The organism is Ectothiorhodospira lacustris (genome assembly GCF_022227845.1).
Classification (GTDB): Bacteria; Pseudomonadota; Gammaproteobacteria; order Ectothiorhodospirales; family Ectothiorhodospiraceae; genus Ectothiorhodospira; species Ectothiorhodospira lacustris.
Genome location: NZ_JAJNQN010000001.1, coordinates 14,679 through 28,165, shown reverse-complemented (window position 1 = coordinate 28,165; position 13,487 = coordinate 14,679). Strand labels below are relative to the sequence as shown.

Here is a 13,487-nt window from a genome sequence, read left to right as displayed (position 1 = left end):
GCGGGAATCCAGTTGCGGGGCCTCCCCCTGGGCTCCCGCTTTCGCGGGAGTGACGACGGTGCCGGCGAGGGTTAGTGACGGCGTGAGGATGGCGCTGTTTGGTAAGATGGGCGGGAGCAGGTCGCCGGCATGGCGCCTGCGGCATACCTTCCTCTCCCTGTCCCTCAATCCAGGGGCAACCAGTCAAAACAGGGGCGCCGGCGGCATGAGCCTCCAGAAGACGCTGTTCGGAAAACTGGTCTTGCTGACGCTGGCGATGGTGATCCTGCTGGGCTCCCTGGTGTCGGTTGTGCTGTATCACAGCGGCCTCGACTCGGCTCAGGCCGTCATTCGCAACAAGAACATGGCCGCCGCTCACCATATTCGGGGCTATGTACAGCCGCTGCGGTCCGTCGTGCAGTACCTGGCCGCCAAAGATGCCGTGCGTCAGGCCATGGATACGAACTACCGTGACGAGTCGCAACTCCTGGAACTGTTCCGTGTGCTGCAGGATGCCAATCCGACCATACACTTCATCTTCGCAGCCTACGAGGACGGTCGGTTGGTCATCAATGATTATGTGCCGCCCCCCGGATTCGATCCCCGTATCCGCCCCTGGTATGAGGCGGGGGTGCGAGCGGGAACGGCATTGTCGGGTGGCATCCCTTACCGTGAAATCAAGTCGGACGAGTGGCTGGTGTCGTTCAGTCAGGTATTGCTGGACGAGGATGGCGGGCTACGCGGCGTGGTGGCAATTGATGCTTTGGTGGATGCGGTGATGGAGGTCATCGGCGCCCGCGATCCCTCCTTCACCACTGCCCGCAACCTGGTGCTGGATCATGAGGGCAGGATACTGTTTCATGCACAGGACGCCTTGATCGGTACCCGGTTTGCCGGTTGGGACAGCCTGGCGCCGATGATGGGGGAGGGAAGCGGTCAGCTCTTCCTGGCAGTGGATCAAAGGACCTGGATGGTGCAGTTCATTCATGAAGAGCCCCTGAACTGGACCGTGGTCACCATGGTGGAGAAGCGGGAAGTCCTGTTGCCCATCATGTTGCGCATCCTGCAAAGCGTGGCCGTGGTGCTGTGTATCGCGTTGTTGCTGTCCGCCTCCATGGCACGAAACCTGAGCGCCCATATCGTGGGGCCGTTGCGTCTGCTGGAGCAGCGGGTTCGGGATGTGGTCGATGGCAAGGCCTTGGGACAGACACGACAGTCGGTGCCGCTGGCGGGATTGAAAAACGAGATCGGTACCATTTCTCAGGCCATCGAGGCGGTGACGGAACACGCCTTGTATCAGAAGAATCGGGAGCTTCAGCACAACAATGCGTTGCTGGAAAGGCTGTCCCAGACCGACTCCATGACCGGCCTGATGAATCGTCGCAAGATGAACGAACAGCTGGAGCAGGAGTATTCGCGGGTCTGTCGCTATCAGGGCACCTTCGTACTGATGCTCTTCGATATCGATCATTTCAAGCAGATCAACGACACCCATGGCCATCATGTGGGCGATTTCGTCATCCAGGAACTGGCGGCCCTGGTGCGCAGCATGGTTCGCGCCACCGACAGCGTGGCGCGGTGGGGGGGCGAGGAGTTTCTCATCCTGTTTCCTGAAACGGATCAGGCCGCGGCAATGAACATTGCCGAGAAGATCCGTGCCGCCATTGCCGCCCATCGATTCCCGGTTCCCAGACCGGTCACGGTCAGCATCGGCATCTGTCAGCACAGACCGGACACGAGCCTGCAGGAGCTGCTGATTGCCGCCGACAAGCTGCTTTACCAAGCCAAATCCGGGGGGCGTAACCGCATCTGCGTGGGATGTTCGGAATAAGTCAATGCCCCGGCCCATCAGCCCCCAGCCCCAGCCGCCGCATCTTTTCCCACAGATTCTTGCGGCTGATGCCCAGGGCCTGGGCGGTCTGGGTGATCCTGCCCTCGTTGGCCCGCAGGGCCTCCAGGATGAAGGCCCGCTCACAGCGTTGCAGATGGGTGGATAGATCAAAGTCCTGATGGGTTGCCGCCGGAGCCGATGTCCCGGTGTCCCCGGCGTGGGTTTCCGATAGGCCCGCGTCACGCTCCCTGAAAATATCACTCCCCTGGATCACCGGTGAATCGGACAGGATGCAGGCCCGTTCGATGGCGTGCTTGAGTTCCCGCACGTTGCCCGGCCAATCATGGATCGACAGGGTATCCATCGTCTGGGGCGTGATCACACAGCGCTTGCCCTGTCGGCGGGAACAGTCCGCCGCGAACCCCTGGGCCAGCCAGGGGATGTCCTCCCGTCGCTCCCGCAGCGGCGGGACGTGCAGGTGAATCACGTTGATCCGGTAGTACAGGTCCTCCCGGAAACGGCCCTGTTCCACTTCCTCCCGCAGATTTCGGTTGGTGGCGAAGATCAGTCGCGCCTCGAATCGTCGTGGACTGTGGCTGCCGATGGGCATCACCTCCCGTTCCTGCACCGCCCGCAGCAGCTTGGCCTGCATGGACAGATCCAGTTCGCCGATCTCATCCAGGAACAGGCTGCCGCTCCCCGCGGCCTCGAACAGCCCGGTACGGCGGCGGTCTGCACCGGTGAAGGCCCCCTTCTCATGGCCGAACAGCTCGGCCTCCAGCAGGGGATGGGGCAGGGCGGCGCAGTTGATGGCCAAAAAGGGGAATTCGGGGGTACCGCCAGACAGATCATGCAGGCGTCGGGCAACCCGTTCCTTGCCCACGCCCGATTCTCCCGTGATCAGGATGGTTCCGGCCTGGGCGGCCACCCGGGGCAGCAGGGACTCCAGTTGCCGCATCTGCGCGGAGACGCCCAGAGGCGGGAAACCCTCCCGGTCTTCTCGCTCGGGACACAGGCCCGCCACCTTTTCCATCAGCCGGTTCAGATCAAAAGGTTTGGTGACATAGTCCGCCGCCCCCGCCTTGAGTGCCGAGACCGCCTCCTGAATGGCGCCGTAACCGGTGATGAGGATGACCGGTGGTGCCGTCGGCAGACCGTTGACGGCCTCCAGCAGCGCACGGCCGTTCATCCCGGGAAGACGAATGTCGCTTAGGACCAGGTCCACCGGCCGGGCGGACAGGCGGGCCAGGGCGTCTTCGGCGGAGCGGCACCAGAGGGCGTCGTAGTGTTCCAGGCGGAAACGATCCAGCAGGGACTCACCCATGATGGCGTCGTCTTCCACGATCAGAATGCGTGCCTTCGTCTTCATCTTCATCAATCCTCCTCGTGGCACAGGGGCAGTCTTACCGTGAAGCCGGTGCCACTCTCGTCGCTGTCCACGGCGATCTGTCCTCTGAGCTGCTGGACGATCTGGTAGCTCACCCACAGGCCCAGGCCGTGGCCGCGAGGGTGATCTCCGGCGAAGGGTTCGAACAAGTGACCGAGGCGTTCCGGCGGGATGAGGGGGCCTGCGTTGATCACCTGGATGCTCAGGTATTCGCCCGTGATGTGGGCGCAGACGGTGATGATCTCGCCTGGCGGCGTGGATTGCAGGGCGTTGAGCAGCAGGTTCAGCACCACCTGCCTGACCAGGGTGGCCGGCAAGGGCAGGGGCACGTCCGGCAGCGCCACGTGCCAGTCAAAGTTCACCCGTTGTCGGTGGGCGTCGGCGGACACTAGGGTATGCAAGTCTTCAAAGTCCTGCAGGGACAGGGGCTTGCCCGAGGGGCGGGCCTCCACCAACAGGGCGGAGACCGTGTCCCGGATCTGCAGCAGGCCCCGTTCGATGAGGGACAGGGTACGGGCCGTCTGCTCGGCATCGCCACCGTAGCGCTTGAAGGTATCTACCGCATTGAGCATGCCCCCCAAAGGGTTGTTGATCTCATGGGCCACGCCGGCGGCCAGGCGCCCCACGGCCGCCAGCCGTTCGTTCACCATCACCTCCTGCTCCAGGGCCTCTTTCTGCCGCAGTTCATAGAGCATGCGCCGAAAGGCCACGCCGGCACGGCCGATCTCGTCCCCCGACTCTTCCAGGTCCAGGGCGGCATCCTCGGGCAGGCCGGCCCCCACTTGCGCCATGCCGTCGGCCAGCTTGATCAGCGGTCTGGCGGTGCGCTGCCCCCAGTACCAGGTGAGGGGCAGGATCAGGGCCAGCAGGGCCAGGGTGTAGATCACCGATTGCTGCACCAGACGGGCGGCGCGGGCACGCATGCCGTCCCGGGAATAGCCCAGGACCAGATGTCCCAGGGTGACGCCGTCGGCCACCACCGGCAGCACCAGGGCCAGTGTGTTTTCGTCCACCACCAAGGGCCGCGCCCCGGGCAGGGTGGGGGATGCCCGTACCCAGGGGGCGATGCCGCGAAACCGGGGCAGGGCCTCGGGCTCCGCGTTCACCGGATAGCGGGCGGGATCGGAGCTGGCCATCACCCGCAGGTCCCGGTCAAACAATACCAGGGCGAAGGGCAGGCGCTCCGCCGCCCGCTCGTCAACCCCGGACAGCGGTGACCGCAGCAGTTCAAAGGCCCGCCAGACGTCATCCTGTATCAGGGGCACCACCAGGTTCTGGGTGAGAGTAATGCCCAGCAGCCGGGCGTTTTCCTCCAGGTCATGCTGCAGTTCATCCCGTTCCCGCGGCACCTGCACGGCGGTGAGCAGGGTGGCCGTGATCAGCACCAGGACCACGGCCCGCAGGGGGATCTTGTAGCGCAGGCTGAGATCGCGCAGCAGCAGCATGTCAGGCCACCCCGTCCGCCATGCGACCGATGTCTTCATAGAGGTCGGGGGCCGCGGTCTCGAAACGGTCCAGGGCCAGTTCCGCCAGCAGGGCTCGGCCGTCCGCATCCCGGTGCATCCCGTTGAGCACCCGTTGCATGGATTCGCTCAACGTCGGCGCCAGGTGCCGACTGGCCACCACCGGGGGAAAACCGAAGGGGTCCGAGCGTTCGATGACACGGGTGTCGTCGGTGATCCCGGGGGCGCGGCGGGAGAGCACGTCCCAGACGTAGCCATCCACCGCGCCCGCATCCGCCAGCCGGACCGCCACGGCCTCGATGACCCGGCGGTGGGCCAGGGTGAAGAAACTGCGGCCGAAGAGGGTCGCCGGGTCGAGGCCCTGTTGTTGCAGGCGATGGCGCACATAGAGATAGCCGGAATTGGAGTCCGGATCCGAATAGGCGAAGGTACGACCCCGCAGCCGGTTCAGGTCCTGGAGGTGGGGGTCCTCGGCGTGGCGGATCAGGTAGGCACGGTAGAGGGGCGCGCCCTCGTAGACCGGTACCGAGACCAGGGCCAGGCGGTGCCGATGACGCCAGTAGGGATAACCGCACAGCCAGCTGAAATCGATGCGCCCCTCCAGCAGCAATTGCAGGATCTCGTCATAGCTGCGTCGCTGCACGAACTGCAATGGCCGTTCCAGGCGCCCTTCCAGATACCATCGCCAGCGCCCCAGAAAACCCACCTGGTCATCCAGGAACACCGGCGTGAGGCCGAAGCGGATGGGCTCATCGGCGCCGGCACGTGCCCAGCCCAGGGCGCCCAGGCAGCCCAGCGCCTGCAGGGTCCGGCGCCGACGCAGGGAAAAACCGGTCTCGGTGGCAGGTTCGCCCATGTCGTACAGACTCCTGGTTACCGCATGGTAACGCTTTGTGCCGGGTGTTACCCGATGGTGACGGGTTAGCGGGTGCTCATGTTACCGCATGGTAACGGGACCCTCTGGATGATTTTGATGATTGTCAAAATCATCTTTGAAAACAGTCTGGTATAAAACCAGGTATTTTTTGTGCTTTATATATGCCATGCAAGCATATTCTTCCCTGCCCGTCGCCGTGCATCGTACCTTGCACCCCGCCCGGGGACTGCAGTTGGCGGTGATGACCTGCCAGACCCTCTCCATTCGCCTCGGCGGCTGTGACGCCTGTGTGCGGGTCTGTCCCGTTCAGGCCCTGCGGCCGTCGAGCGCCGACGCGGTGCCGGAACCCGCCGAGGGTTGCACCGGCTGTGGCCGTTGCGTGGCGGCCTGTCCCATGGGCGCCTTGTCCCTGGAGGGGGTCGGGTCCGAGGCGTCGCCGGCCACGCATCTGGAGTGTGAGCAGGTTCCGCCTTCTGCGCGCCTGCCTCGATCACGGATGGTGCCCTGTCTGGGCGGGCTGGATGCGGCCGCCCTGATCCACGCCCATCGTCTGGCGGGGGAGGGACCCCGGTTGGTGGATCGTGGACTCTGTGCCCACTGCCCTTCCGGTGGCGGGGCAGAGATCCATCCGTCCCGGGCGACCCTGGATCAGGCCCGCCATCTGCTGGAAACCATGGGGGTCCCCCTGTCTCACCTGCCGCGCCTGCAATCGGCCCCGGCCCCGGGGGCTTGCGGGGTGACGGCACAAGATTCCTCGATCCCCGACGCCTCACGCCGGGCCTTTCTGGGCCGCCTGGGGCTGGAGGCGGGGCGTTTGATGGGCCATACCGTACCGGCGATGTCGCTCGTCTCCCCGGCGACCGGGACGGCCTCACTCACGGCACCCCCAGCCTTGTCCCGCGTGCCGTCGGCCCGGCCTTCGGATGCCCGTCTGCGTCTGCTCAACGCCTGTCTGGAACTGGCCCGGCAACAAGCTTTACCCATGCCCCATGGACTGTTCAGTGCCATGGAAGTCGGTGATGACTGCCGCGGCCATGGGGTCTGCAGTTCGGTCTGCCCCACCGGGGCCCTGTTTCGTCGGCAGGAGGAAAGCGGGTCCACGGCATTGATCTTTGATCCCTGTCACTGCATCGGTTGCGGGGCCTGTGAGCGGGCCTGTCCGGAGCAGGCCCTGCGGATTGAGGCACGGCAGGACGATGACTGGCGCTTGCCGGAAGTCCTGCGCGAGTTCGGTTCGCGCACCTGCCGCCGCTGCGGCAGTCCGTTCCAGACCCTCGGCGATGAGAGCGAATGTGTCCCCTGCGCCCGTTCCCAGGCCTTTGCGAGATCCCTGTTTCGGCAAATGGCCGAATGTGAGGATTCGGCCCGGATAGCGGACCCATGTCATCCCCCGGAGGCTGCTCCGGATGCGCCCGGTGTGTCCCGGGCCTGAGTCAACCCTGAGGAGGGATCTCGATGAAGCTGCTTGAAACCTTGATCAATCGGCGCCGTTTTCTCAAGGCCACCGGCGCCGTGGCGGGTGCCGGGGTGGTGGCCGGTGGGGCCGGGGTGGTCCCCGGCCTGACGACCCTGTCCCATGCCCGGTCGCCGGCACCGTCGGCCGATACCACCATCACCAAGAACATCTGCCATCAGTGCCCGGCCCGTTGCGGCATCGATGTCTACACCACCGGGGGCCGGGTCCACGCCATCTACGGGACCTCGGACCACCCCATCTCCAACGGCAAGCTCTGCCCCAAGGGTCCCCTGGGGGCCTACATCCTCTATGACCCCGATCGTTTCAAGGGGCCGATGAAGCGCACCAACCCGAGCAAGGGCCGGGACCAGGACCCTGGCTTCGTGCCCATCAGCTGGAACGAGGCCCTGGACATGGTGGCCGAGCGCCTCAACGGGCTGCGTGAGCGGGAGGAATCCCATCGCTTCGCCTTGCTCTACGGGCGCGGCTGGGGCGCTTCCTGCGCCGGACTGTTGGGCAATTTCGGCAAGCTTTACGGCTCCCCCAACGTGGCCATCGGTCATTCCTCCATGTGCTCCGACGGCAGCATCATCTCCAAGAAGGCGGTGGACGGCATCGGCGGGTACAACAGCTATGACTACAAGAACGCCAACATGCTGCTCATGTTCGGTGCCGGTTTCCTGGAGGCCTTCCGTCCCTACAACAACAACATGCAGGTGTGGGGTTACATCCGCGGGGTGAAGGTGCCCAAGACCCGCATCACGGCGGTGGATGTACACATGAACACCACCCTGGCCGGTTCGGATCGGGCCCTGCTCATCAAGCCGGGGACGGATGGTGCCCTGGCCCTGGCCATCGCCCACGTGATCCTTGTCGAAGGGCTGTGGGAGAAGGCATTCGTGGGTGATTTCGGCGACGGCGTCAACCGCTTCATCCCGGGCGAGACCGTGGACCCGGACAGCTTCGAGGAGAAGTGGGTCAAGGGATTGGTGGAATGGTGGAATGCGGAACTCAAGGATCGCACTCCCCGCTGGGCGGCCCAGGTCACCACCTTGTACGAGCGGGATATCCTGGCCACCGCCCATGAGTTCGGTACCACCCGTCCGGCCATCGCCCTGTATGAGCGGGGGGCCCATGCTCACAGCAACGGCATCTTCAACGGCATGGCCATCCACACCCTCAATGCCCTGGTGGGGTCCCTCTACGCCAAGGGCGGCCTGGCCTACCAGGTGGGGCCCTCCTACGGTCCTTTGCCGGTGAACGCGGATGACTACCTGGATGATTGGGCCAGAGCCGGTGGCTGGAAGGCGCAGCCTCGCATCGACCTCAAGGGTCATCCCGACGGCTACCTGCTGGCCAACAACATGATGCAGGAGATCGGGCCCAACTCCCTGCAGGGTAAGCCCTACAAGCTGGATACCATCATGTTCTACCTGAACAACGCCATCTGGACGGCGCCGGACGTGAAGGCCTGGGAGGCGGCCCTCAAGGAACTGTTCGTCATCGAGACTTCCCCGTTCCCCAGCGAGACGGCCATGTTCGCCGACGTGATCCTGCCGGACCACACCTATCTGGAGCGGCTGCAGGATGCGCCCACCTATCCCTTCCAGGGCTGGCCCATGACCCAGTTGCGGGTGCCGGCGGTCAAGCCCCTCTACGATACGAAATACTTCGGTGATGTCCTCATCGAATTGGGCAAGCGGATCAATGGTTCCATGGGCGAGTACTACCAAGCCCTGGACAACACGGAGAACGTCATTCGGCACCTGGCCAAGGGCTTTGAAAGCGACCCCGGCGACAACGGCGTCAATTCCTTCGAGAGCTGGAAGGAAAAGGGGGTCTGGTACAAGCGGGTCTACCCCTATCGGCAGATCGATGGCGAGTTCTATGAGTGGGACGGCCAGGACCATGCCCGTCTCATGTCCGCCGATGAAGTCAGGGGCGCGTTGTTCAAGACCGCGTCCGGCAAGTTCGAGATCCGTTCCGGCTGGCTGGAGGCCCATGCGGACTGGATCGCCGCCAAGACCGGTCGTGACCCGTCCCGGCTCATGTTCCCCATCTGGGAGGAACCCAGCCATCCCGGCGGTGGTGATCTTTACATGGTCACCCCCAAGGTGGCGCTGCACGCGGAAGGGCGGGGCGCCAACCTGCCGGTGGCCATCGCCAACATGCAGCCCACCCTGGGTGGCCGCAATACCATTTACATCGAAATCAATCCCAAGACCGCCCGGGCCCGAGGCATTCCGGACGGGTCACGGGTGCGCATCAGTTCCGATCTGGGCGCCATCGAGGGCTTCTGCAAGTACTACGAGGGGGTGCGTCCGGACACTCTGGTATTCCCGATGGAGCACGGCCACTGGGCTCACGGACGCTGGGCCAAGGGACGCAAGCCCGGCCACAGCGGCGAAATCACGGTGAACCAGTCCGACCGCATCACCGGCCAGTGCAGTTACTACACCACCAAGGTTCGCATCGAGCGCGCCTGAGCGCGCTGGCGGTCAGAGGAGACATGAGACATGGCGAAATGGGGAATGGTCATCGACCTGGACACCTGCACCGGCTGCCAAGCCTGTACCACGGCCTGTGCCATGGAAAACAGCCGCCTGCCGGGGGAGAACTGGCAGGACGTGCTCTTCTATCACGAGGGCAAGTATCCCAACGTGCAGCTCAAGTGGCTGCCCCGTCCCTGCATGCATTGCGAAAACCCCTCCTGTGTCTCGGTGTGCCCCACCCGGGCCACCTACAAGGACCCGGAGGGCGGGTTCGTGCTCATCGACTGGAACCGCTGCATCGGCTGCAAGTACTGCCAGGTGGCCTGTCCCTACGGGGTGCGTTTCTACACCGATGAGAAGGCGGTGGTACAGCCGGACATCCGCACGGTCTTCCCGTCGGAGGAGGGCCGCCAGTGGGATCCGCCCTGGAAGGGACCCCAGGACGACCCCCGTCGGGGCATCGGCATCCAGCCCCACGGGGTCGTTTCCAAGTGCACCTTCTGTTACCACAAGGTGAGCCAGGCCCCCGCGGGCGTGCCGGACCTGGACGAGGACATCCCGGAACTGAAGGAATACGTGCCCGCCTGTGTGCGGGTGTGCGCCCCCAAGGCCCGTTTCTTCGGTGACCTGGATCATCCGGAGAGCCGGGTGAACAAGCTCATCGCCGATCACCGGGGCACCCGGCTGAAGGATGAAACCGGCAACAAGCCCCAGGTCTATTACCTGTCGGGCGGCGCCTCCGCGGCAGTGCCCTCACTGCGTGCGGTCCACCAAGACAAGGCTTGAGAGGAATCCAGACCATGACCACTGCAACCATGGACAACAAGGGCATCCAGATGCCCATCCTGCTGGTGGCGGGGATCGGCTTTCTGATCACCGCCGGGCTGGTGATGTTCAATCTGTCCAGCCAGGGCCATGCGGCCTTCAACATCTCCAACGACGGCCTGTTCTGGGGTTTTCCCATCGTGGTGTATGACTTTTTCCTGCTCACCTCCACCGGCATTGCCATGGTGGCCTGCTTCGGTTTTTTGTTCACCGGCGAGACCTTCCGTCCCCTGTTTGCGCGCAGCTTGTGGTTGGCCCTGGCCGGTCTCAGCGGTGGGGTGGCGGTGCTGATGATGGAGTTGGGCTACCCCCTGCGGGCCATGTTCCTCATTCCCTTCAGTTTCGCCTTCAGCTCCCCCTTGTACTGGAAGGTGCTGGCGGTGATCGGTTTCACCGTCTGCCTGCTGCTGTTGATCTGGCGTGCCCGGGCCACCCAGTCCACCCTGGACAGTCTGCGGGGGCTCACCCGGCTGACGTTGCTGTTTGCCATTCTGGTGACGGCCCTGGCAGGGGTGGTGTACGGCTCCCAGAGTTTCCGCCCCTTCTGGGCCTCCGGTGACATCCCGGCCGCCTTCATCGTGGAATCCATCGTCGGCGGTCTGGCCTTCGTCTATTTCTTCACCCTGTTGGCCTACGGCTTCCAGGCCGACAAGGTGCCGGTGTCCATTCGTTCGGTGTTTGCCGGGAGGATGGGGGGCGTCTTCGCCTGGGCCATCGTGCTGCATCTGGTGTTCGTGGTGGGCCGGACCGTCAACGGCCTGTACGGCAACGTGGAAGGTCTGCAGGCCTGGCAGTACATCGTTTCCTCCCCCCTGTACTGGATTGAACTGGCGGCCCTGATGACGGCCCTGGTGATCATGTTCAGTCATGCCCTGCGGCGCAACATTCTGGTCCAGGTGGCCGCCGCCGTGCTGGTGATGGTGGGGCTGTTCATCGGTCGTTACGAGTACATCATCGGCGGCCAGATCATCCCCCTGTTCAAGGGTAGCTGGGCACCGCCGGTGCTGTCCTATGCCCCGTCGTCCACGGAGTGGCTGTTGCTGATCATGGCCATCTTCCTGGCCAACGTGGTCAACGCCCTGGGCGGGGTGCTGGGGATCACCCGCAGCCGCTGAGTAGGCCACGTTCCCGTCACGCCCCCGGGTGCCGGATGCCCGGGGGTTCTGCAGTCACGGCAAATTGATGAAGGTGATTCCATGTACGACGTCGGCCGAGAGATCGAACGCGCTGCCTATTATCTGTGCCTGTCCCGGGCCTTTGCGGTCCCGGCCCCCGGCACCCTGAGTGCCCTGCGGGATACCCTGCCCCTGGACCTGGAAGCGGCCGCCGGACCCTGCGGCTATGACGTCGAGGTCCCGCTGGCGGCCTTGCGGGACAGCCTGAGAGGCCTGGATGACCCGGGTCTGCTGGTGGTGTATTCCCGTCTCTTTCTGATGCCGGGCGCGGATCATCCCAGTCTCAACACCGCCAGTTACCTGGATGGCACCATCGCCGGCGGTTCGGTGCATGCTATACACGGCTGCTACCGGCGCTGCGGTCTGGACAAGGGCGAAGACTTCCACGATCTGCCGGATCAGATCAGTGTGCAGCTGGAGTTTGTGGCCTGGCTGCTGGCGGCCCGTGCCGAGGCCGCAGCCGGGGAGGGTGAGCCTGCGCCAATGACGGCCGATGAGTTTCTGCAGCATTTCGTGGCCCGCTGGGTCACGCCGCTACGGCTGGATATCGAGCAGGCAGGCCGCCGATTCGAACTGCCCGACCATCCCTACACGGCTCTGGCCTGCCTGCTGGAGGCGGCGGTACAGGCGGACATGGCTGGCCATGTGTCGGCGCCCCCCGTCCCATGCCAAGGCGGTGAGGACATCGATCCGGAGATCGCCCGTCTGCGTGCCCAGTATGCCGGTCGCCACCTGAGCGAGGCGGACATGGCGGTGATCCGGGAGCGACTGGCGGCCGACGGCCTGCCCGCCGAACATGTGGCGATCCCCGTGGACGAGCGGGATCAGGTCATGGGGATGGCCGCCATGTGTCCTCCGGGTCTGCCGGGAAGACGGCGATCCTTTTCCGGCCGGTAAGTGAAGTGACCCCACCCAACAGATCCGAAGGCCTTCGGCGGGAGACAGAACACCCCATGGAGCATTCCCCACCCATCCTGGGTTTTGCCGCCTGGAGCGGTACCGGAAAGACCACCCTGCTGGTGCAGTTGATCCCCCTGCTGCGGGAGCGGGGCATTCGGATTGCGGTCATCAAGCATGCCCATCACACTTTCGATGTGGATCAACCGGGCAAGGACAGCCACGCACTGCGCAAGGCGGGTGCCGAGCAGATGCTCATTGCCTCCACTCAGCGGTTTGCCCTGATGGTGGAGCAGCCCGAGTCCCGGGAGCCGGATCTGTGGGAGCTGATCGGGCACCTGGATGCGTCCCGCACCGATCTGATCCTGGTGGAGGGATTCAAGGCGGAGCCCTTCCCCAAGCTGGAACTGTTTCGTCCCTCCCTGGGCAAGCCTGCCCGCTACCTTCAGGACCCGGACATCATCGCCGTGGCTACGGACGAGCCGGTATCGGTGCAGACCGCTTTGCCCGTACTGTCGCTCAGCGATGTGGGACAGATCCGGGATTTCATCCTGAACTGGGCGTCATTGTCCTGAATCCGGGGCTGGCAGTGTTCCCCTTGATGAAGGGCTGATCGCTGTCTGGATGGCCTCTAGGCCCAGAGAGGCGGGTGCGCCAAGTGCATCATATATGTTTGATCATATATGCGTAAATGCGTATTCTACACGAGCAATGCCATTCTCCCGGAGACAATCATCATGACCGAAGTGACCGTATTCGACCCACCCCAGTGCTGTGCCAGCGGCGTGTGCGGACCCAGTGTGGATCCCAAGCTCTCAAAGTTGGCAGGGGATCTGGCCTGGCTGCGTCATGCCGGCGTGACCGTGACCCGTTACAACCTGTCCCAGCAACCCGGCGCCTTCGTGGAGAACGCGACCATTCAGGCCATCCTGGAGCAGGACGGCGAGGGCGCCCTGCCGGTGTTCTTGGTGAACGGAGAGGTCAGGAGTCGGGGTGTGTACCCGGATCGGGAGCAATTGGCCCAGTGGACGGGTCTGGAGGTGGAATGCAGCAAGAGCGTCAGTCCGGGTAACAGTTGCTGCGGCTGAATTGAAGCTTCTCCACC

The 13,487-nt window shown here is 64.3% G+C and carries 11 protein-coding genes; 8 read left to right on the top strand and 3 right to left on the bottom strand.

Features of this window, described 5'->3' with window-relative positions:
- Nucleotides 1-205: 205 nt before the first annotated feature.
- A complete protein-coding gene (locus tag LQ956_RS00120; protein ID WP_238629123.1) occupies nucleotides 206-1,810 on the top strand; it encodes a sensor domain-containing diguanylate cyclase in 1,605 nt (534 codons plus the stop codon).
- Between the two features lies 1 nt (nucleotide 1,811).
- On the opposite strand, the gene LQ956_RS00115 is transcribed toward LQ956_RS00120, so the two are convergent.
- From LQ956_RS00115 to LQ956_RS00105, 3 genes are read right to left on the bottom strand one after another with little or no spacing between them, the layout of a single operon-like run.
- Nucleotides 1,812-3,185 (bottom strand): sigma-54-dependent transcriptional regulator, encoded by a 1,374-nt coding sequence (locus LQ956_RS00115; RefSeq protein WP_347402206.1) that lies wholly within the window; start codon nucleotides 3,183-3,185, stop codon nucleotides 1,812-1,814.
- The gene (locus tag LQ956_RS00110) at nucleotides 3,185-4,642 is read right to left on the bottom strand and encodes a sensor histidine kinase (protein ID WP_200172233.1); all 1,458 of its coding nucleotides are present in this window, start codon (nucleotides 4,640-4,642) and stop codon (nucleotides 3,185-3,187) included. Before LQ956_RS00110 ends, LQ956_RS00115 begins: the two co-directional genes overlap by 1 nt.
- Nucleotide 4,643: 1 nt before the next feature.
- Complete coding sequence (locus tag LQ956_RS00105; protein WP_238629122.1) at nucleotides 4,644-5,516, bottom strand: substrate-binding domain-containing protein; 873 nt, start codon at nucleotides 5,514-5,516, stop codon at nucleotides 4,644-4,646.
- A gap of 187 nt (nucleotides 5,517-5,703) precedes the next feature.
- Here LQ956_RS00105 and LQ956_RS00100 point away from each other — a divergent pair, with 187 nt between their 5' ends.
- From LQ956_RS00100 to arsD, 7 genes are all read left to right on the top strand, one after another.
- On the top strand, nucleotides 5,704-6,969 hold the full coding sequence (locus LQ956_RS00100; protein ID WP_238629121.1) for a 4Fe-4S dicluster domain-containing protein: 1,266 nt from the start codon (nucleotides 5,704-5,706) through the stop codon (nucleotides 6,967-6,969).
- Between the two features lie 23 nt (nucleotides 6,970-6,992).
- On the top strand, nucleotides 6,993-9,479 hold the full coding sequence (locus LQ956_RS00095) for a molybdopterin-dependent oxidoreductase (protein WP_238621443.1): 2,487 nt from the start codon (nucleotides 6,993-6,995) through the stop codon (nucleotides 9,477-9,479).
- A 30-nt stretch (nucleotides 9,480-9,509) separates the two neighbouring features.
- Nucleotides 9,510-10,271, top strand: coding sequence for a 4Fe-4S dicluster domain-containing protein (locus tag LQ956_RS00090; protein ID WP_371200083.1), 762 nt, complete (start codon nucleotides 9,510-9,512; stop codon nucleotides 10,269-10,271).
- A gap of 14 nt (nucleotides 10,272-10,285) precedes the next feature.
- Nucleotides 10,286-11,425, top strand: a complete 1,140-nt coding sequence (gene nrfD / locus LQ956_RS00085) for an NrfD/PsrC family molybdoenzyme membrane anchor subunit (protein WP_238621442.1) — start codon at nucleotides 10,286-10,288, stop codon at nucleotides 11,423-11,425.
- A gap of 81 nt (nucleotides 11,426-11,506) precedes the next feature.
- Nucleotides 11,507-12,382 (top strand): TorD/DmsD family molecular chaperone, encoded by an 876-nt coding sequence (locus tag LQ956_RS00080; protein WP_238621441.1) that lies wholly within the window; start codon nucleotides 11,507-11,509, stop codon nucleotides 12,380-12,382.
- A 56-nt stretch (nucleotides 12,383-12,438) separates the two neighbouring features.
- Nucleotides 12,439-12,957 (top strand): molybdopterin-guanine dinucleotide biosynthesis protein MobB, encoded by a 519-nt coding sequence (gene mobB, locus LQ956_RS00075; protein WP_238621440.1) that lies wholly within the window; start codon nucleotides 12,439-12,441, stop codon nucleotides 12,955-12,957.
- A gap of 162 nt (nucleotides 12,958-13,119) precedes the next feature.
- A complete protein-coding gene (arsD, locus tag LQ956_RS00070; protein WP_238621439.1) occupies nucleotides 13,120-13,470 on the top strand; it encodes an arsenite efflux transporter metallochaperone ArsD in 351 nt (116 codons plus the stop codon).
- Nucleotides 13,471-13,487: the final 17 nt, after the last annotated feature.